General features: G+C 36.6%; 21 protein-coding genes. 10 read left to right on the plus strand and 11 right to left on the minus strand.

Annotated features, from left to right (window positions below):
• Window positions 1-429: 429 nt before the first annotated feature.
• The 4 genes from F8M42_RS13745 (at window position 430) to F8M42_RS08330 (ending at window position 2,499) form a co-directional block, all read left to right on the plus strand.
• Entirely contained in the window at window positions 430-555 is a 126-nt protein-coding gene (locus F8M42_RS13745; RefSeq protein ID WP_268233939.1) for a hypothetical protein, read from the plus strand.
• A 33-nt stretch (window positions 556-588) separates the two neighbouring features.
• Complete coding sequence (locus F8M42_RS08320) at window positions 589-954, plus strand: putative porin (RefSeq protein ID WP_182185909.1); 366 nt, start codon at window positions 589-591, stop codon at window positions 952-954.
• A gap of 226 nt (window positions 955-1,180) precedes the next feature.
• Entirely contained in the window at window positions 1,181-2,188 is a 1,008-nt protein-coding gene (locus tag F8M42_RS08325) for a hypothetical protein (RefSeq protein ID WP_182185910.1), read from the plus strand.
• Between the two features lie 131 nt (window positions 2,189-2,319).
• A complete protein-coding gene (locus tag F8M42_RS08330; RefSeq protein WP_182185912.1) occupies window positions 2,320-2,499 on the plus strand; it encodes a helix-turn-helix domain-containing protein in 180 nt (59 codons plus the stop codon).
• Window positions 2,500-2,507: 8 nt separating this feature from the next.
• On the opposite strand, the gene F8M42_RS08335 is transcribed toward F8M42_RS08330, so the two are convergent.
• From F8M42_RS08335 to F8M42_RS08345, 3 genes are read right to left on the minus strand one after another with little or no spacing between them, the layout of a single operon-like run.
• Window positions 2,508-3,476: a PHP domain-containing protein gene (locus tag F8M42_RS08335; protein ID WP_229711311.1), complete on the minus strand. Its 969-nt coding sequence runs from the start codon at window positions 3,474-3,476 to the stop codon at window positions 2,508-2,510.
• The gene (uvrC, locus tag F8M42_RS08340) at window positions 3,442-5,262 is read right to left on the minus strand and encodes an excinuclease ABC subunit UvrC (RefSeq protein WP_182185914.1); all 1,821 of its coding nucleotides are present in this window, start codon (window positions 5,260-5,262) and stop codon (window positions 3,442-3,444) included. Before uvrC ends, F8M42_RS08335 begins: the two co-directional genes overlap by 35 nt.
• 29 nt (window positions 5,263-5,291) lie before the next feature.
• Window positions 5,292-6,464, minus strand: a complete 1,173-nt coding sequence (locus F8M42_RS08345) for a PucR family transcriptional regulator (protein ID WP_182185916.1) — start codon at window positions 6,462-6,464, stop codon at window positions 5,292-5,294.
• 282 nt (window positions 6,465-6,746) lie between these two features.
• On the opposite strand from F8M42_RS08345, the gene F8M42_RS08350 reads away from it, so the two are divergent.
• The gene (locus F8M42_RS08350; RefSeq protein ID WP_182185917.1) at window positions 6,747-8,114 is read left to right on the plus strand and encodes an aspartate aminotransferase family protein; all 1,368 of its coding nucleotides are present in this window, start codon (window positions 6,747-6,749) and stop codon (window positions 8,112-8,114) included.
• A gap of 142 nt (window positions 8,115-8,256) precedes the next feature.
• Here the strand turns inward: F8M42_RS08350 and F8M42_RS08355 are convergent, their stop codons facing one another.
• The 4 genes from F8M42_RS08355 to F8M42_RS08370 all read right to left on the minus strand — a co-directional run bounded on the left by F8M42_RS08355 (window position 8,257) and on the right by F8M42_RS08370 (window position 12,230).
• Complete coding sequence (locus F8M42_RS08355; RefSeq protein WP_182185919.1) at window positions 8,257-9,453, minus strand: alanyl-tRNA editing protein; 1,197 nt, start codon at window positions 9,451-9,453, stop codon at window positions 8,257-8,259.
• A 406-nt stretch (window positions 9,454-9,859) separates the two neighbouring features.
• Entirely contained in the window at window positions 9,860-10,756 is an 897-nt protein-coding gene (locus F8M42_RS08360; RefSeq protein ID WP_182185921.1) for a substrate-binding periplasmic protein, read from the minus strand.
• A 29-nt stretch (window positions 10,757-10,785) separates the two neighbouring features.
• Window positions 10,786-11,499, minus strand: a complete 714-nt coding sequence (locus F8M42_RS08365; RefSeq protein WP_182185923.1) for an amino acid ABC transporter permease — start codon at window positions 11,497-11,499, stop codon at window positions 10,786-10,788.
• A gap of 2 nt (window positions 11,500-11,501) precedes the next feature.
• The gene (locus F8M42_RS08370) at window positions 11,502-12,230 is read right to left on the minus strand and encodes an amino acid ABC transporter ATP-binding protein (RefSeq protein WP_182185924.1); all 729 of its coding nucleotides are present in this window, start codon (window positions 12,228-12,230) and stop codon (window positions 11,502-11,504) included.
• A 485-nt stretch (window positions 12,231-12,715) separates the two neighbouring features.
• On the opposite strand from F8M42_RS08370, the gene F8M42_RS08375 reads away from it, so the two are divergent.
• The 5 genes from F8M42_RS08375 to F8M42_RS08395 all read left to right on the plus strand — a co-directional run bounded on the left by F8M42_RS08375 (window position 12,716) and on the right by F8M42_RS08395 (window position 17,642).
• Window positions 12,716-13,588 carry a methionyl aminopeptidase gene (locus F8M42_RS08375; RefSeq protein WP_229711312.1) on the plus strand — a complete coding sequence of 291 codons (873 nt, stop codon included), beginning with the start codon at window positions 12,716-12,718 and terminating at the stop codon, window positions 13,586-13,588.
• A 121-nt stretch (window positions 13,589-13,709) separates the two neighbouring features.
• A complete protein-coding gene (gene ftsE / locus F8M42_RS08380; protein WP_182188692.1) occupies window positions 13,710-14,396 on the plus strand; it encodes a cell division ATP-binding protein FtsE in 687 nt (228 codons plus the stop codon).
• Window positions 14,386-15,273, plus strand: coding sequence for a permease-like cell division protein FtsX (ftsX, locus tag F8M42_RS08385; RefSeq protein ID WP_182185928.1), 888 nt, complete (start codon window positions 14,386-14,388; stop codon window positions 15,271-15,273). Before ftsE ends, ftsX begins: the two co-directional genes overlap by 11 nt.
• 13 nt (window positions 15,274-15,286) lie before the next feature.
• The gene (locus tag F8M42_RS08390) at window positions 15,287-16,414 is read left to right on the plus strand and encodes a murein hydrolase activator EnvC family protein (protein WP_182185929.1); all 1,128 of its coding nucleotides are present in this window, start codon (window positions 15,287-15,289) and stop codon (window positions 16,412-16,414) included.
• A 73-nt stretch (window positions 16,415-16,487) separates the two neighbouring features.
• Entirely contained in the window at window positions 16,488-17,642 is a 1,155-nt protein-coding gene (locus F8M42_RS08395) for a S41 family peptidase (RefSeq protein WP_182185931.1), read from the plus strand.
• Window positions 17,643-17,783: 141 nt separating this feature from the next.
• Here the strand turns inward: F8M42_RS08395 and tnpA are convergent, their stop codons facing one another.
• The 4 genes from tnpA to F8M42_RS08415 all read right to left on the minus strand — a co-directional run bounded on the left by tnpA (window position 17,784) and on the right by F8M42_RS08415 (window position 20,836).
• Entirely contained in the window at window positions 17,784-18,239 is a 456-nt protein-coding gene (tnpA, locus tag F8M42_RS08400; RefSeq protein ID WP_182185933.1) for an IS200/IS605 family transposase, read from the minus strand.
• 261 nt (window positions 18,240-18,500) lie between these two features.
• The gene (locus tag F8M42_RS08405; RefSeq protein ID WP_182185935.1) at window positions 18,501-19,535 is read right to left on the minus strand and encodes an ABC transporter substrate-binding protein; all 1,035 of its coding nucleotides are present in this window, start codon (window positions 19,533-19,535) and stop codon (window positions 18,501-18,503) included.
• Window positions 19,536-19,778: 243 nt separating this feature from the next.
• Window positions 19,779-20,009: a hypothetical protein gene (locus F8M42_RS08410; RefSeq protein WP_182185937.1), complete on the minus strand. Its 231-nt coding sequence runs from the start codon at window positions 20,007-20,009 to the stop codon at window positions 19,779-19,781.
• A gap of 14 nt (window positions 20,010-20,023) precedes the next feature.
• On the minus strand, window positions 20,024-20,836 hold the full coding sequence (locus F8M42_RS08415; protein ID WP_182185938.1) for an ABC transporter ATP-binding protein: 813 nt from the start codon (window positions 20,834-20,836) through the stop codon (window positions 20,024-20,026).
• Window positions 20,837-20,842 lie beyond the last annotated feature (6 nt).

Here is a 20,842-nt window from a genome sequence, read left to right on the forward strand (position 1 = left end):
TATTTAACAATCACTTTACCTCTTTAAATTTCTATTTATAAATATTATATAGCAAAAATAAAAATGCAACAATAAAAATGCAACAATATATTAATATACTATGTAATATTTAGTATACATATATGCTAAATATTTATTTTTTTAAATAACAGCAGTGTTTAACAAACAAACTAAAATGTTTTATTATAATAAACGAATACTTAAAGAATTGTTCTTAAATTTGGAGGAATACATTATGGATTTTGATACACAAATTTCGCAATTAGCTGAAAGTTTAAAAAAAATACAATAAAATGCCGGCGTGATCTGCATCGCCACCCAGAATCGGGTTGGACAGAATTCCGCACAGCCTGTATTGTTATCAAACAGCTACTATCATTTGGTTATGATGTAAAATTTGGTGAAGATGTTTTAGTCAACGAAGAATGCATGGGAATACCCAATGATAACATCTTAAAAGAAAATATGCAGCGTGCCGTATCACAAGGTGCCGATCCTCATCTGGTAGAAAATTTGCGTAATTATTACCAGTGTTATTTTAATACCGCGGAATAAAAGACAGATCAACTGCCAATGGAAACAGGACCAATGATACTTCAATTGTTTGGTATATATGCTAAAAGTGATATGGACGCATACACCGCTTATCTTGGTGATGACCAAAGCAAAGCTTATGATATGACAATAAAATACAAAAATGCCAGTCCCGCACAAGCAGGTTCTTGGGATATTTACGCCAGCTATCGCTATTTGGGACAATTTGCTACAATTTCACCAACTTATCATATCAGTGGACGTGACACCAAAGGTTTAGAAATCGGTGCTGATTATGTTCCAGACAAAAATATATTAACAATGCTGGAATATTACAAAGGAAAAAGATTATCCGCTGATTATGGTCATAATCCTGCTGATTATAATGGAATATACTCCCGTATTGAATTCTTTTTTTAATTTATAACTTCTAAAACAAAAATTTTATAAAACTATCATCTATAAAAATTTCCCCTATGCTGAATATTAAAATTCTAATCAGGGGAAATTTTATGTTCAATAAATTTTTATGGTAATCATCAGATAAAATGAACTATATTATGATTATGCAAAATAATAGTTGCACAAAAGTAAAATGATTAGTAAGCTTTTATATATAAATATAATCCGATAAGGGAGACAATATATGTTTAAAATAGGTGTAATAAGCGCATCAACAGAATCAGCTCAACATATGATAGAATTAGCTGAAAGCATTTTAAAAAAAGATTCTTATAAATATATACCGTATATATATAATAGTTTTACTGCATTAAAAAATATTATGATACAACATTCCAATCAAGTCGACGGCTTGCTTTTTACTGGACCAAATCCCTACTATTTTGCAAAAAAATATATCAATAATGAACAACTCACTACTGTTTGCAGTGTAATTTCAGGATATGAAATATATAAATATATACTTGAGTATTTATATAAAAACATGAATAACTCATTAAGGATATCCATGGATTGTCCCATTCAGGAGATTGAAATCTTTAAAGAATCCTTAAACATGTTAAAAATTCCCCATAAAGATTTCTTCTTGCAACAGTATAATATTCCCTGTATCTTTGATGATGTAATAAAAAAGCACCGTCAATTATGGCAATCCCATAAAATTGATATCATATTTACTACATTACACGCTGTCCAGATGGAGCTTGAAAAATTAAATATTCCCTGCAAACGCATAGAAGTAGGCATAAATTCCTGGCGCCAGGCAATACAATTACTAGATGAAAAACTCACTGGGCTTCATTTTCGTAACAGCCAGTTAGGTATTATCTGCATAAAAATTAAAAATTATGATGAATTCATCGGACACTATGGTAACTATTACAAATTACAAAAATTGGAACTGTTATTGAAAAATAATATATTATCACTATGCCAAACAGTCAATGGGTATCTCATCGAAAAAAATGATGGTTATTATGAAATTTTTTCATCAAGAGGTTCCATAGAAAACCATTCTACAGAAATTAGTTCTTTTATTACTGAAATCCAATTAAACTGCCATGTTGATATTCTATGCGGCATTGGTCTTGCCCCAACAGTTTTCGGCGCGCAGGTAAACGCCCATAAAGCACTTGCCAATGGGCATGAAAACACTCAAAATTCCATTTATATTATTGACGGTGAAAAATAACTGAACATTTCGGCACAAAAAATGAACTACATTACGAAGCAGGTACTAATAAACCTCTGCTTACGGCAAAATTAAAAACAGCTGGCGTAAGTATTCAAACCTATAATCGCATTATCTTTATACTGCAAAAAATGTCATTAGTTAGTTTCTCTGCAACTCAGCTTGCCCAATATCTCAATGTAACAATCCGCAATGTACAAAGGATACTATCTGGTCTAAAAGAAGCTGATCTTGTTGTTGAAATTGGACAGGAAACACTTGGTAAGCGTGGTCGACCTACCAAAATATATCGTTTATCGGATAATCGATAAAATTACACTTATTTACTATGATTCAATATATTTTCATAAAATTCATATGGTATTTTCAAGTTATTATTACAACCTGTGCCCAGATCAACTCCGATGCGGTTTTGTCCATGAAAATCACTGCCGCCTGTCGGTAAAAGTTTATATTTATCAATCATTGCCGCAGCAAACATTCTGTCTTCTTCCGTATAATTGGTATAATATTTTTCCATACCATCCAAACCTTCACTGTGAAGCTGGGCAATGGCCTTTTCCTGTTCAATACGTGTCAGACCTTTAAGACCGATGTTTTTATGAAAATGTGCCAATGACAACACACCTCCGGCCTGATGAATTCCCCGCGCTAATTCCGCAATTTCAACATTTTTGTTAAGGCCCAATTCCTCCACCGCCGGATTTATATAAGTATCCCATATCTTTTGTATTCGATCCGCTGCATGTACGGAAACCAAATAACGCATTATTCCATAATTTTCCAGCTTTGTCCCATTTATAAATGGACTAACTTTTTCAACACTTATATCAATACCCTTATCCTTTATTTTAGCAATAATTTTATCCATGTCTTTTTCTTTATTGCTGCGAATTTTTTTATATATTTTCTTAAACGCCGGGCTATCTGCATCAAATCCTAAGGCAACAACATGCAGTTTACGATTTTTATAATCAACGGAAACTTCCATACCGTTAATAAATTCCACATTAGTTTTGGCTGCGGCAGCAGCGGCTTCAGCCAATCCATCAATGGTATCATGATCAGTCAGGGTAACTGCCGCTAGTCCCTGCTGTTTTGCTAATTTTATAACTTCTTCCGGTGTATACGTTCCGTCCGACATTGTCGAATGAACATGTAAATCAATCAATTTCATTTTATCCCATCCCTTGCTGCTGATATATTTATTGTAAATCAATCCTTTGACAAACACAACAGCATGAACATAGCGGTCACCTGTTGTCAATAAATGATTGCTGCGCCGCAAAAAAATTGTACACCGCCTGCGCCGCCGGCTTAGTCATACCATTTACAGCTGCCATTTCATCCACTGTTGCCGCTTTTATTTTATCCAGACGGCCAAAGTGCTCCCAAAGTACTTTGCGCCTTTTCGGTCCAATTCCATCGATATGATCCAGTATTGATACCATATTGCGCCTGCTGCGCAGTTTTCTGTGATATGTAATGGCAAACCGATGAGCTTCGTCACGAATGCGCTGTACCAGATAAAGAGCTTCCCCATGCCGTGGTAGAATAACAGGTTCACTTTCACCCTCAATGAAAATGTATTCAAAACGTTTAGCCAATCCAACTACGGGAACACTCAAATGACCTGCCCCTCTTATTATTTCCAAGGCTGAGCTAAGCTGTCCCTTGCCGCCGTCAATTATTATCAGATCAGGCATTTCTGTTTCAGTTAATTTTTCATAACGCCGTTTGGTCACTTCGCGCATCGACATAAAATCATCGGGTTTTCCTTCTGTAGAATTTATTTTAAAGCGCCGATAATCTGACTTTTTGGGCTCACCATCCTCAAATACGACCATCGAGGCTACCGTTTCCGATCCCTGAATATGAGATATATCAAAACATTCCATACGTCGTGGCAGTTGCGGCAGTTTCAAATATTTACCAAGTTCTTCTACGGCCCCTGTAGTTTTGGCCTTTTCTCTCATTATCCGTTCTTGTTCATCCCTGAGAAATTTATCAGCATTTTCCTCAGCCATATTTACAATATCCTTTTTCACGCCACGCTGCGGTACAATTATTTCAACTTTATTACCTTGTGCCTTTGTAAGCCATTTTTCAATCAATATGCTTTCATCTATTTTTATTGGTAATAACACTTCTCTAGGTAATGAAGATGCCTGATTATAATACTGCTGCAAAAAAGCTGTGAGTATTGCCTCATCAGTCTCATCCTCACTATTCTTCAAGATAAAATGGCTTCGTCCTATCATCTTGCCGTTTCTTATATAAAACACCTGAATACAGGCACCATATACCGAGCGGGCCATTCCCACAGCATCTTGGTCACCGCCATCAAGCATTATTTTTTGTTTTTCTGTTGTCTTGCGCACTGCTGCCAATTGATCACGCAATGAAGCAGCCAATTCAAACTGAAGATTTGCTGCCGCTTTTCCCATTCGTTGCTGTAAATTTTTTTCCAGCACAGCACTTTTTCCATCCAAAAACAATACAACTGACTTTACCATCTCACCATAGGAATTTTTACCAATTTTCCCTACGCACGGTGCTAAACAACGTTTTATGTGATATTCAAGACATGGCCTGTCAACATTCATATTTTTGCAGGTTCGAAGCGGAAAAGACTTGCGCAGCAATTTCAGGCTTTCTTTGACTGCACCTACATTCGTGTAGGGTCCAAAATAACGTGAACCATCTTTTTTTACGCGTCTCGTTATTATCACCCTCGGAAAGTCTTCATTCAAAGTGACCTTCAGATACGGATAAGTTTTATCATCACGCAAACTTATGTTATAATGCGGATGATGTTTTTTTATCAAATTGCATTCTAAAATCAATGCTTCTATTTCTGAATCTGTTATTATCGTCTCAAAATCAGCAATTCTCTTAACCATTGCTATAACCTTGGCCGAATGATTCTTATTGCTTTGAAAATACTGCCGCACACGATTCTTCAATACCACAGCTTTACCGACATAAATTATTCGTTTATTGACATCTTTCATTATATAAACGCCAGGATTAATCGGTAATTGTTGCAATTTTTGTTTAATTAATTCATTCATTCTCATCAACCATATTCTTTATCTATTATTTACGAATGTAAATTCATATCAATGATGTGCAGATAATCAGAAATATAAAATGCCATCATCAAATTAAATCGTACCACAGCATTATCCAAATCACAATCAAGCAAATGACGAATCTTTGTAATACGGTAATTTATCGTATTGCGATGTGTAAAAGTAATCTTGGCTGTTGTCTGCAAACTGCTGTTATTAAAAAGATATATTCGCAAAGTATTGTATAATTGTGCTTTATGCTTTTCATCATATTCTATTACGACCGACAAAAGAGTGTCATGTATCTTTTTTAACATATTATTATTATTGGTGGCAAACAATACTCTGTACACACCAAGATCATCAAAAAACAAAGTATTAACATTATATAACGACGCAACGCAAATTGCTGCCACAGCCTCATTAAATGCTTCATTAAAAGAACTATTCTCCTTGTGTTTGGAACTAACTCCACAAGGAATTTCACTCTTATGCAACAATCTATATTGAAAATTATCACATTCAGCTATAATTTTCTGCAGATTATCTTTATCAGATTCACTAACAATCATAATCAATAAATTTTTCTGCCAAAATGCAACATATTTTTTTTGAATTTGATTTAATAATTTTTTATTGTGCAGTAATATCTCTACATGTATTTTTTCAGAAATAATTGCCGGATAATTAAAAACCATTATATGAAACGAACGATTATCCATCAAATTATTTATTTTACTGTTTTTTATTTCCGCCATAAATTTTTCCGGCTTAAAAATTGCCTGCCTTACCATCTCTGTAATTTCATTATCGGTCTGCGCAGCTAAAAACAATCTATCAAGATAATCCTGCATAATATCGGATAAATGAATTCGCCAAGGCATTGTTAACAAAGGAAAATTTTTCTTTTCACACAAAGAGATAACATCACCATCAATATCTTCTACTTGAATATATTTACCAATATTAATAATTATTCCTGATGCCTTTCGTGCAATCAGCTTTCTTATAAAATCCATAATCCAGACTTTACCGTTACTGCATAATCCTGTTGTTATTATCAGTTCATTACCACGCAGAAAATTGGAGGTTGCTATATCTTCCACATATTGCACCCAGACTATCTCATTATCCAGCCCACTTTTACCGGCGAGTAAAGTTAATTGATAAATTTTGATTGTCTCGTTAAATATCTTTTTCATTTGGATAGACATCCTACCAGCTCTCCTTCATACAAATTCCCAGTCAGGCACAATAAAGTTATCAATAATTTTACTTTTATTTATGATACAGTAATTCTATTTGTGCGTAAAGTACAAACTTTTTTAAAAAGATTAGTTTCATATTCCGTTGTGACAATATCTCCACTGCGATACTATAAAGAAGTATTTAAAATAAAACTGTACGGCAACGAAGCCATATATCTTCATTGATAATTGGGTTTTGCCTACAGTTTTTTAATTTATGCAAAGGAGATAAGTATAATGTTAAAAGATGACCTGCCTAAAATAGTCACATCACATCTGCCGGGGCCAAAATCAGCTTCAGTCATAAATCGAAGGAACGAGGCTATTCCCAGTGCTATCCGTTGTGGTTATCCCGTGGTTATCAAGCGCGGTGCCGGAGCAATAATCGAAGATCTTGATGGTAACCGTTTCTTAGATTTTATTGGTGGAGTGGGCGTTTTAAATATAGGATTCAGTCACCCGGAAGTAATAGCAGCTGTAAAAAAACAAGCCGAAAATTATTTTCATGGAATGTTTAACGTCATCACACATGAAGGCTACGTGAAATTAGCTGAAACGATCAATTCACTTGCTCCAGTCAAAGGTAATAAAAAACGTACATTTTTTGCCAACAGCGGTGCTGAAGCCGATGAAAACGCAGTAAAGATAGCCAAAGCCTTTACCAAACGTCCCAATATCATAGTATTTTCCGGAGCCTTTCATGGACGTACTTTACTTACAATGTCCATGACTGCAAAAAAATCCTATGCCAGGGGAATGGGTCCATTTCCGGATGGTGTATATCGCGCCGAATTTCCTTATCTTTATCGTCGGCCAGACGGTATGCCAAAAGAAAAAGCCATTGACTATTATGTCGAAAAACTTTATGAAACTTTTCGCAACTGCTCCGATCCTGAATATGTAGCAGCAATAGTTGTCGAACCATTACAAGGTGAAGGAGGTTTTATTCCTGCTCCAATAGAATGGGTGCAAGCCATACGAAAAATTTGTGATAAATATAGTATTCTTCTTGTTGCCGATGAAGTACAATGCGGTTTCTGCCGTACCGGTCGTATTTTCGCGACTGAATACTGGTGTGAGGCCGGTGTACAGCCAGACATTATTACAATGGCAAAATCAATAGCAGCCGGTATTCCACTCAGTGGCATTGTTGCCCGTGATGAAATTATGCAGGCTGTCCCAGCTGGAATCATCGGTGGAACATATTGCGGCAATCCTTTAGCCTGCGCGGCGGCTTTAAAAGTCATTGAAATAATGCAGCGGGACAATCTGGCCCAACGTTCCATCGAAATAGGGAAAAAAGTCATAACTCGTTATGCCGAATGGTTGAAAAAATATGATGCTATCGGTGACATTCGTGGTTTAGGCGGTATGATCGGTATAGAATTCGTTAAAAGCAAATACAGTAAGGAGCCAGCCGGAGAATTGGTCAATGAATTGATTGCCGAAGCAGTACAGCATGGATTATTGCTGGAAAGTGCCGGCATCTATAATAATGTCATACGTTTTCTGGCTCCTCTGGTAATAACTGATGAACAACTCGATACTGGTCTGGATATATTTGAAGCAGCCATTGAAAAATGTGTAGGCCGTAGAAATATCTAATACTATTTTATGTTTTAACTATATTATTATTGCAAAAAAACTGTCACCATAAAAATATGTTGGCAGTTTTTTTATCACAAAACCAGATAAAATCCCAAAATCACTGATTAATTACTTCAAATACCCTTACATTTTTAAATTTCTAAATAATCTTTTTTAACAGTTCCTGCCATCCATGTTGTACTGAAGCACTTCCTTGAGCAAAGTTTTCTTTGCCACCCCCCTGTCCGTTAAGCATATCATTGATTTGCCGCAATACTTTTCGGCAATCACCAGCAGCCTCATTTCCAAGCGAGAGAATATAATTGATACGGCCATTAAAAGCATATGCTATCAACGCCTGTGCCTTTGGTATTTTCGCCAAATGCTTAGCCAATTCTTTAGCATAATTAGCCGTTAATGTATCTGATAATACAGTCAAACAAATATTTCCTCTTGCATCTGTATGTGATGCCGCCAGCAAATCACGGACTTGATATTCCATAAGCATTTCACCTTGTTCGTGAGAATTTTTTTTAAGCTGTCGATTTTCTTCACTAAGTCTGGCAACTCCGGCGGCAATTTCCTCATCTTTGACTGAAAGTGTCCGAGCTGCTTTTGCCAATGCTTCCAAGCGTTGAGTAATCGTCTGCAGTGCCAGCCGTCCGCACAGAAAATAAATACGCATTCCTTCTTTATGCTTTTCCGTATGAAATATTTTAACCAGTCCCACCATCCCAGTTGCCGGCGGATGCGTACCACAACAAGTACACGTATCACTTCCCTCAATGCTTACAATACGCAACATACCGGTAATTTTTTCATTAAATTTCCGTAAATTAAGTTTTGCAGCTTCCATATGTGACATCCATTTTACTCTAATGATCTTATTCTCCTGAATTTGCTTATTAGCCAACTCTTCTGCCCGATGAATTTCTTTCAGTGATACTGCTTTGTCAAGATCAATAGTAACTATTTCAGAATTCATATGGAAACCTACATTATCACACCCAAACAATTTCCAAAATGCATATGATAATAAATGTTCACCACAGTGTTGCTGCATATGATCAAAACGAATCTGCCAATCCAATACTGCGTTGACACGAGTTCCGACAGATAATTCCTTATTGATTTCATGTAAAATGATACCATCCTTTATACAAACATGCGTAACGGGAATTTTCTCATCAGCTTCTGTCTCCAGCCAGCCAACATCACTAAGCTGCCCGCCTCCTTCTGGGAAAAACACAGTCTGGTCAAGCACAATACCAAACCCTGATTTCATCGGTACGCAGTTTTCTACCACTGCTCCGCACTCTTTTTCCATAACATTATCTTCAAATAATTTCTTAGTCATAGTTTCCTGCCTTTCACAGCATCCTTTTAAACAGCCACCTATTATCCGACATTACATCTTAAATTATCGCAACTAATATTTTAAATTTTCGATGATTTTTTTCAAGATATTATAAATATTTACTTACATTTATGGTAAACTTTCACGAAAAAATTATACAACTTTGAAAAACACATAGCAATCATCTCTTTTTACCTATAAATATCAGTTAACTGAAAAATCCATATTGAAAATACCTTTCAACAAAAATAAAACCGCCGCACGAACAACATTCACTTTATAAAGATGCAAATCTACCATTGCTATGCCTCTCCATTCTTTTAAGAATAGACACCAAGGGAACGATATACTGCATATTATCAATGAAAATGATTACGTACGACAGTCTCATTTATATTTTATAAATTTATTTAATATTTTTAGTCACAGCAGCATCTGTCGATAACACCATATAACTTTCAGGTAACCCATATTTTTCCAGTATTTTCTTTAAGGTACCATCATTGCGCATTTTTTCCAATTCGGTATTTACTGCATCCAACAGATCCTTATCAGCAAATCTCACCGCCGCACCAATTTTCCCCGAAGCTTCCGGTTCATAGGGACTTAATATACGCAGATCAAGTGAGGAATTTTGTTTTAAGGTATAGGCTGCGACAATTCCATCAGTAACGCAGGCATCTATCTTGCCCGTATTAACCGCCATCATCAGTTCTGACTGACTATTGAATACCTTAACATCTTTTACTATTCCATCATTTTTCCATTTATCAGCAAGTTCCAGAAAAGTCATTCCCTTCTGTCCACCAATAACCTTATCTTTTAAATCACTTTTGCTCTTTATATCAGATTCTTTTTTTACAACAACAGCTTCAGCTTCCGTATACCAGATATTAGTAAACAATGCTTTTTGTAACCGTTCAGGTTTTATATACATTGCATCTGTAACCATATCCACAGATCCGTTATCAAGAGAAATAAGCAAATTTTCAAAAGGTATCTGCTTCATTTCAACTTTTTTGACACCAAGCCGCCTTGCTATTTCTTTTATTATATCTGAATCCACACCGGAAAATTCGTTGGTTTTGGCATCAATATACGCAAACGGTGCATCATTGGAAGAACCCACAACTAATACACCACTTTTGCGTATCTTATCAAGTGTATTACCATCTGCAGTGTTTTGTGCCGAAGATGAATCCGTGGATTTTTCCGTATTATTAGATCCACATCCGGCAAAAATGAATAATGCCGCCAAAATACTCAGTCCCAAAGCAATAACTTTTTTGTGATAAATTTTCATAAAAACCAACCTTTCATTTTATTCTTCATCTAACGACTAGATGAAGAAAGTTTATATTCAATGAATTTTACACAATGTGACAATGGTACACTCAAAATCAAATAGGCAATTGCCAGATAACTATACGCTTCAATCGTATAAAAAGTTTGTGATGCATATGTTTGTGTCCGCAGCAACAATTCGTTTACTGCCACATATGCCAATAAAGATGTATCCTTGATCATCATTACTAAATAATTTCCCAAAGATGGAATTATACTGCGCAGAGCCTGGGGCATCACGATGCGAAATAATGCTTCATATTTACCAAACCCCAGCACTAAAGCCGCTTCCATCTGGCCTTTATCTACCGCTATTATTCCTGCCCTGACAACTTCTGACATATAACAGCCGTAATTAATTGCCAAACCTGCTATTCCTGCAGTCAAAGGTGCTATCTGCATATCAGTTTTATACCCCAGCATTCCAGCTAACAGGTTTATAATAAGCGGAACAACATAATATATATACACAAGTTGCACCAAAAGAGGAGTTCCTCTTATTATTTCTAAAAAAACATACAAAAATATTTTTATTGGTTTCCATCCGAATAATCTTCCTACAGCGATAAATACACCCACTATGGTAGCTAAAATAAATCCGAAAAATGTAGCTTCTAAAACAATTCCTACACCATCAATAAGAGAGGGCACTAAATATTGCCCAACTGTCGCAAAATGTAACTGAGATAGTAAATTATCCATGTTTACATTCCCCCCAGTACTCTGTTAAGAAACCGCTGAGTACGTTCTTCCTTAGGATGATTAAATATATCGGCAGGACACCCTTCTTCTACGATATAACCTTTATCCATGAATACGACTCGATCAGAAACGTCACGGGCAAACCCCATTTCATGCGTTACTACAACCATAGACATTCCATCTTTTTTCAAGTCTCTCATTACATTTAAAACTTCACCGACAAGTTCAGGATCAAGAGCAGAAGTAGGCTCATCAAATAAGAGTAGCTTAGGTTGCATGGCAAGTGCTCTGGCAATGGCGACTCGCTGTTGCTGCCCACCGGAAAGCTGCATCGGATAGGCATTTGCCTTATTATCCAATCCCACTTTTTTTAAAAGACTGTGTGCTAAAATTTCCGCATCTTTTTTTTTCATTTTTTTCACATGTATCGGTGCATACATAATATTTTTCAATACTGTAAACATAGGAAACAAATTAAACTTCTGAAATACCATTCCCACTTCCCGGCGCATTCGCTTACTGTCAAGATCTTCATCAAGAATACTGCCATTATAGTAAATCTTCCCACTTGTGGGCACTTCCAACAAATTCAGGCAGCGTAGAAAAGTGCTTTTCCCCGAACCGGAAGGACCTATTATACAAACCACTTCACCATCATCGATTCTTATGGTTATATTTTTCAGAACTTCCGTATCTCCATAATTCTTTTTTAAATCGAATATATTCAGCATAACAGACGCCCCTTTATTACAGAAAATACTCCCAATATAAATTTCTCAAACTAAATACAACAATTGATATCGTGCTGACTGCATAAAGTATAAAAATAAAAGCCGCCCAATCTCCTCACGGAAATTGAGCGACTCTGCTCGATAAAACTATATGCTCTTAGGAATTACGTTCATTCTACCATGTACCTTTTAATCCAGTCAATGTACCCAAGCACAATTTTTTTATGCTCCATTGTTATCAGAGCACAATTTTATTTATTACATATACGAATTTTCCAACTGCAAATACCATCTGTTATAATCATACTGTATTAAACACGCAGGCTTTTGCCATTCGTGGTATTATTATAAGTAATATAATATTTCTCATGAAATAAAGGATTATTATATTTTAGCCTAGAATATAATATAGTTATGTATAAATCGTCTATTATTTTGTTTAATCGACTGCATAACATATAATTAAACCAATGGAGGAATATATTTTGCATAGAAATGATCTTTGCTGGTGCGGCAGCGGTCTAAAATATAAACGCTGCCATCTTGAATTTGATGAAAAAATCGATGGTATGAAACTTGATTTTAAAAGGGGACAGGTAAGGCCACCACATGAAATAATAAAAACTGAAAAAGATATTGCGGGTATAATTGAAAGTGGTAAGGTAAATAATGCCGCACTTGACTTAATTGCAGAAAATATAAAAGAAGGTATGGATACTCTCACACTCAATGACATAGCTGATAAATTCATTGTTGACAATGGCGGCATACCAGCTTGCCTGAATTATGCCGGATACCCCAAAAGCATCTGCATATCAATAAACAATGTTGTTTGTCATGGCATTCCTTCCGAAAAAACCATTCTAAAAAGTGGTGATATCGTCAATGTAGACATCACAACCATATTAAATGGATATTTTGCCGATGCTTCACGCATGTTTATGATTGGTGACGTTAGTGATGAGGCAAAAAAATTGGTCGAAGTTACCAGACAGTGCATGGAACTGGGTATAAACGCAGCTAAACCATGGCATTTTCTCGGTGATATCGGAGCCGTTATTGAAAAAAATGCCCATGCGAACCACTATTCCGTGGTTACTGCACTGGGAGGACATGGTGTTGGCAAAAAATTCCACGAAGAACCCTTTGTTAACCACATCGGCGAAAAAAACACCGGCATGCTCTTAGTTCCAGGTATGGTCTTCACTGTCGAACCAATGATCAACGCAGGAGATTTTGATGTATATACCGATGAAGACGACGGCTGGACTGTTTATACTAAAGACGGTTCTTTATCGGCACAATGGGAAAAAACTATTCTTATAACTGAAACCGGTACAAAAGTTCTTGCAGAATAAATTTTCTTTCCCGCCATGAAATCGGCAGTAATAACAGATTTATGATAAAACCCTCTTATATTTCAGTAAAATTCCGGTATTAAGGAGAGTTGCCTCAATGAAATCACCTAATGAGATAAACATCATAAAAATGAAAGATATCTCGATGGTATACGATAATGGCGCAATTGCCCTGGACAAGGTCAATATCAATATAACTCGCGGTGAGTTTGTCTTTATCGTCGGCACCAGTGGTGCCGGAAAATCCACTTTCATTAAATTATTGCTTCGTGAAATTCTTCCCACATCTGGGTTGTTAGTTGTAAACGGTTACAATATAAACAATATGTCTACACGTGAATTACCATATCTAAGGCGCAGTCTGGGTGTAATATTTCAGGACTACCGCCTGCTGCCCAATAAAACAGTCTATGAAAATGTTGCTTTTGCTATGCGAGTTATCGAATCACCCCGACGGCTAATTTTGCGTAGTGTTAACAGCGTACTGGATATTGTCGGGTTACGGGAAAAATATAAGTGTTTTCCCTCTCAATTGTCCGGCGGTGAACAGCAGCGTGTTGCTATAGCAAGAGCCATTGTAAATAACCCATCCGTAATAATTGCCGACGAACCGACAGGAAACCTTGACCCCGAAACTTCATGGGAAATAATGGATATTTTTCAGCGCATCAACGCTGTCGGTACCACAATAGTGATGGCCACACATGACAAGACAATTGTGGACACAATGCAAAAGCGTGTCATAGCCATAGAAAATGGACGCATCATACGTGATGAAGCTTCGGGAGGATATGGCTATGAAACTTAAGACCTCAGAGTATTTTATAAAAGAAGTTGCAACATCATTAAAACGTAATAATTGGATGTCTTTGGCATCAATAGGTACAGTTACAATCTCCTTATTCATTCTGGGTATGTTTTTGATGATTGTAGTAAATCTTGATCGTATGGCATCTACTCTGGAATCACAAGTGCAAATAAGTGTTTACTTAAAAGATGACATCAGTCAAAAGCAAAGTGAAGAGTTAAAAGAAAAACTCGAGGCCATGCAGGGAATTGACTCTGTTGCTTACATTTCTAAAGAAAAAGCAATGGAACGTTTCCAGGAAAGACTGGGTGATCAAAAATATCTGCTGGATTCACTTGACAGCACTAATCCTTTACCCAATGCTTATGAAATCACTGTCAAAAACCCTCAAATGGTAAAAACAGCCTCCAAAGAAATAGAAAAACTTCCCGGAGTTGATACTGCTGTCTATGCCCAGGATGTAGTGGAACATTTATTTGATTTGACACAACTAATAAGATCAATCGGCCTTGCGATAATAATTTTCATGTTCGGCGCTACTATCTTTATTATTTCCAACACGATCCGCCTGACTGTCTTTGCCCGGCGTAAAGAAATCGCTATCATGAAATATGTTGGCGCCACAGACTGGTTTATTCGTTGGCCATTTCTTTTGGAAGGTGTTGTATTAGGTTTCATTGGTGGCAGTGTTGCTATAATATTGTTGCGTCTTTCATATTTGGCTCTGACACAAAAAATTTACGATATGATGACCTTTTTCCCATTAATTCCACTTTACCCCTTTTTAACTTATATGACTATTGCTATAATTTTCAGCGGTATAATTATTGGCGCCTTGGGCAGTGTGATATCAATAAAACGTTATCTTAAAGTATGAGGGAGATTAGTATATGTTATTTCATAAACGTATTTGCCATATATTAATCACATTTCTAATAACAATCTGCCTTACCGATTCCGTTTTTGCCGAATCATTACAAGATAAACTAGATACCCTCAAACAACAGGCTACCAGCAAACAAACTGAAATCAATTCGGCAAAGTCAAAAGAAATGACCGTATCTGAACAGTTGCGCAGTATTGCTGAACAAGTCGACAATGCAACAACGGCATATAATGATGTAAAAAATCAGCTTGACGGCACTAACAAAAAAATTAACGACAATGAAATCCTATTAAAGCAGACCCAACAAAATCTTGATAAACGGGAAAAAATTCTCGGCAAAAGGTTACGTGATATTTACATGCATGGTCAAATCAGCTACATTGATGTTCTCGTTGGTGCTAACAATTTTTCTGATTTTTTAACTCGTATTGACCTTATAAAGCGCATCATTAAGTATGATTACGACCTTATAAGTGGTATACTACAAGAAAAACAAACTATAACCAACACCCAAAAAGACCTTGAAACCGAACATGCTAAAATAGAAAAACTTACTCAGGCTGCCAAGGAAAAAGCTGATATTTTACAAAACAAAAAAGATCAACAACAGGCTTTGCTTAATAAAGTTAAGAATGATCGTCAGACTGCCGAACAAGCTTATGATGAGATTATGGCAGCGTCCCGCCAAGTCGAACAAATGATTTTAGCTTACACCAGCAGCAATTCCGATGATTATTCCGGCTCTGGCAGCGGACAATTTATCTGGCCGATATCAGGCCCTATTACATCACCTTTCGGCTGGCGGATACATCCAATATATGGCACGCGCATTTTTCACAGCGGTATAGATATTGGCGGTGACTATGGTATGCCGATACATGCAGCAGCTGCTGGTACTGTCATCTATGCTGGCTGGATATCAGGGTATGGTAATGCTGTCATTATAAGCCATGGCGGTGATCTGCAGACTCTATATGGTCATAATCAATCCCTTAATGTAAGTGAAGGACAATATGTTTCCCAAGGCCAGGTTATCGCTTATTGTGGTTCAACCGGTAATTCTACCGGACCACATTGTCATTTTGAAGTACGTAAAAACGGCGAACCGGTAAATCCTCTCAATTATTTATAACCAGCTCCACAAACCGTCCTATACAATTCGTTCTCTATAAGGCCGGTACTAAACTCTATTGGATGTGATAATTATGAAAGTCAATAAAAAGTTTCTGGCGGCGCTGGTATTTATTGTATTTATAGCCTCTTCTTTAATTACTTTATCTATATTTTATTTTCTATTCGGTTTTAATAAATATAAACTTGCTGACACAGTGCGTTTTTTTGGGGCCTTGCGACTAATCCAGACTGATTATGTCAATAATGTGGATAATAGTAAATTAATTGATGGTGCTATAACCGGTATGGTTAATTCCCTGGGTGATCCACATTCTGTTTATCTCAATCAGGATCTTTATAAACGCTTGATGGAACAAACAGAAGGTTCATTCGGCGGAATCGGCGTCGTTATGCAATATAACAAGGATAACCAATCTGTTAATGTTGTTACAGTAATGAAAGACACTCCCGGCGAACAGGCCGGTATAAAACAAGGTGACGAAATAGTTGCCATAGATGACACCCCAACTAAAGATTTTTCTTTTGACCAAATAGCTTCACACATCAGAGGCCCTGTCGGTACCGATGTTACACTCACACTGAAAAATGCTGATGGACAGCGCAGTGTAAAACTAACCCGGGCAACTATTAAAACATCCACTGTAACACATCAGATGCTTAATAACAATATCGGTTACTTACGAATAGGTATGTTTTCAGAAAACACTGGTAAAGAATTTTCTGCAGCATATACTGATTTACAAAATCAAGGCATGAAAGGCTTGATAATTGATTTACGTTCAAATCCCGGCGGACTTTTAACCAGCTGCGTTGAAATTGCCAAGCAAGTAGTTCCCAAAGGTACAATCGTTTCAACTGTTGACCGCAGCGGCAACAAGGAAACTTATAGTTCGGAACTGGAACAATCTGCTTATCCGATTGTCGTCCTGATTGATGGTAACAGTGCCAGCGCATCTGAAATTCTTGCCGGTGCTTTGCAAGATACTAAAGCTGCCACTCTTGTTGGTACCAAATCTTACGGTAAAGGTTCCGTACAACAAATAATTCCTTTAGGTGAAGGAACTGCTATCAAGCTTACTATTGCTAAATATTATACGCCAAGCGGTCGTTCAATAGATGGTACCGGTATTGAACCCGACGTTCCTGTAGAACTTGATACCAGCGGTAACGTTGATAATCAGCTCAATACAGCTATAGATGTCATGAAACAAAAATTAGCACAATAAATCATGACCACCCGTAAAACGGGTGGTTTGCACAACGGCTATAAGCCGTTATTATTAGGCCAGCGTCTAAAGGCGCTGGCTTTCACTTTGTTCAAGCCGCATTGCCCTTGCCACTTTGGCCGCTCCTAAAGGAGCTATATATCAATTTCTAAATGGATCTGCATATTCTTTTACACTAAGTTTATCCAAAGCTATATCGTGTTTATCTTGTTCTTTTATATATTTTCTTATTGTAGCTTCGTTTAAACCTACTGTTGTTACGTAATATCCTTCTGCCCAAAAGTGCCGATTACCATACTTGTATTTTAAACTTGCATGTTTATCAAATATTTCTAAGGCTGATTTTCCCTTCAGATATCCCATAAAACTTGCTACACTTATTTTGGGTGGTATCCTTACTAACATGTGTACATGATCTGGCATCAAATGTCCTTCTATCAATTCAACTCCTCTATATTGGCACAATGTTTTTAGTATTTTACCAATATCCACACGGTATTGATTATAGATTACTTTTCGTCTATACTTAGGTGTAAATACTATATGGTATTTGCACAACCATTTTGTATGTGCTAAGTTATTGGTTTGATTTGCCACATGATCACCTTTCTTTTCCTTAATAGCAGCTTGAACACTACTATTATCTTACGAAAGGTGATTTTTTTGTATAACTTTTTACTGCCCACCCGCATAGCAGGTGGTTTTTCGTTTCGTACATAAAACGTACTCAACAGGCTAAAGCCTCATAATATAAATAATGGGGCAATGACAGTAATTCTTTTATTTTACTGCCATTGCCCCATTATTTTATTATTAATTTTTTATATATCATCATCAGTGAGTTTTTAACTATTCAAGTTATTTTGCATCAAGAAAAGAACCGTCAATAATTGATGCGGCATCTACATCCTTGTTTACAAGACCGAGATCCTTCCACAATTTAGCTGCCAAAGCAGTAACCTTATAAAAATCACCCTGATTATCAGCAGTTCCAAAATAAGCCTTATTACCAGCTTGGTCATAAAATTTTACATCATTTAACTCAGATTTTATGCTTTCCGGTTTTTCGCCCATTCTTTTTGCAATAATAGCTATAGCATCATCCGGGTTGGATTTCATATAATTAATAGCTTCATACCAGCCTGCTACAATTGCTTTTGCTACTTGAGGATGATCCTTTATATAGGATTTTTTCATAGCGAATGTATCTACTATTACGCCAGGGCTTGCCTTACTGTCTATTATGGTATGCCCAAAATCAGTTTTTTCCGCTTTTGAAAGCCATGGCTGCCAAGTAATAGCAGCATCAACTTTTCCTGCAACAAAAGCAGCTCCAGCATCCCCTGCTGACATATTCTGCACATCAAAATCCTTAAGTGTCATTCCTTTTTGCTGTAATAAATATTGAAACCAAAAATAATCAGCACCGCCTGTAGTATCAAGTGCAATTTTCTTACCTTTTAAATCCTCAATTGAATTATATTCCTTCTTAGCTACTATGCCATCACCGCCGGCTGAAGTATCTAATGCCAGAATTTGTGCTAAATCAATGCCTGCTGCCGCATTCATGACCTGCGTGGACATATCGGTGGATACACCTTGAATCCGATCAGCTGCCAGCGCTGTTTTGCTGTCAGTCTTGCTTTCAATTGACTGAATTTCAACATCAGCACCATGTTCTTTAAAAAATCCTTTTTCTTCAGCTATATAAAGTGGTGCGAAACCTATCCATGACGACTGTCCTATGATTACCTTGTCACTTTGTGCCGACCCCGATCCTGTCCCAGATCCCGAACCGGATGACGTACCTGTACTTCCACCACATCCTGCAGCCACAATCAGCATAGCTGATGCTATTCCAGCCGCAATCAATTTTTCCCATTTTAATTTCATAGTTGCTACCTCCCAAAATATATAAATTAAATAACCACCATATTGAATGAATAAATTATTCATTTCTTAATATAAAATAAAACAAAAACGCCTACTCCCTTACTTGGAATAAGCGCCTTTGCTTTGCCATTAGAGTAATACCATCACACCTTATTGTTAATATTTGTTTTATGATTTTCATCCGAAAAGGACTATAAGCCCATACTAAAATTGTAGCTTTTTATTACCAAAATCATCCTATTATTAGAATTTATTGCCTTTTTCTATTAGACTCATTTCACGAACCCAAAAAGCCATCTTTTTACCTGATTTATTATAATAAAGTATCTTACCGCCTGTAATATCTTCTATAGAATCAGGCTCACCATAATTAATTTCAATGGATTCTACCGCATTTTCCAATTCATAGGTATATCCTACAACCAGCCTGGTTTCCTGCTGATTCTCAGTAATAAACTTTCTTATCAAATACATAAAAATTCTCCTTTTTATACACTATTTAAAAGTTTCATACTTTCTTCCCTGATAATATCAGTTGCCCTTTCTTTATATTTGATAAACTCCTGTGATGTTTTTACATGATAGTTACGCGGCCTTGGCAGTCCTTTTTTTACATCCAGTATTTCTTTAATTTTACCGGGCCGGGCTGACATTATCGCTACCCTGTCAGCCAAAAATATTGCTTCATCTACATCATGAGTCACCATTATTATCGTTTTTGGTGATTTTTGCCATATGTTCAACAATAGTTCCTGCATAACTCCTCTTGTCTGCATATCCAATGCTCCAAAAGGTTCGTCCAAAAGAAGCACGCTGGGATCATTGGCTAAAGCTCTGGCAATTGCCACCCTCTGCCTCATCCCTCCGGAAAGAGAATTAGGATACTGCGTTTCAAAACCGTTAAGACCAACAAGATTTGTATAATGTTCTGCTATTTCCCTGGCTTCTTTAGAAGAAGCTTTTTTTTGCTTTAAACCAAATTGAATATTTTCAGAAATAGTCATCCATGGAAAAAGATTATATGCCTGAAAGACCATTCCTCTATCTGCCCCCGGACCTGTTATAACTTTCCCCTGATTTACTATTCGACCTTCCGTTGTTTTCTCTAATCCACAAATGATCCGCAGTAATGTCGATTTGCCACAGCCTGACGTTCCCAACAGCGATAAAAATTCATTGGGATGTACATGCAGACTAACATTATCCAATGCTAAAACATTGCCTTTTTTTATGTTATATATTTTAGTTACATTCTCTACCTCAAGTCCTAAATTGGTATTTTCTATATCTCTAATCTGCATTTGTAT

It is taken from the genome of Pectinatus frisingensis (genome assembly GCF_014076555.1).
GTDB classification, from domain to species: domain Bacteria; phylum Bacillota; class Negativicutes; order Selenomonadales; family Selenomonadaceae; genus Pectinatus; species Pectinatus frisingensis.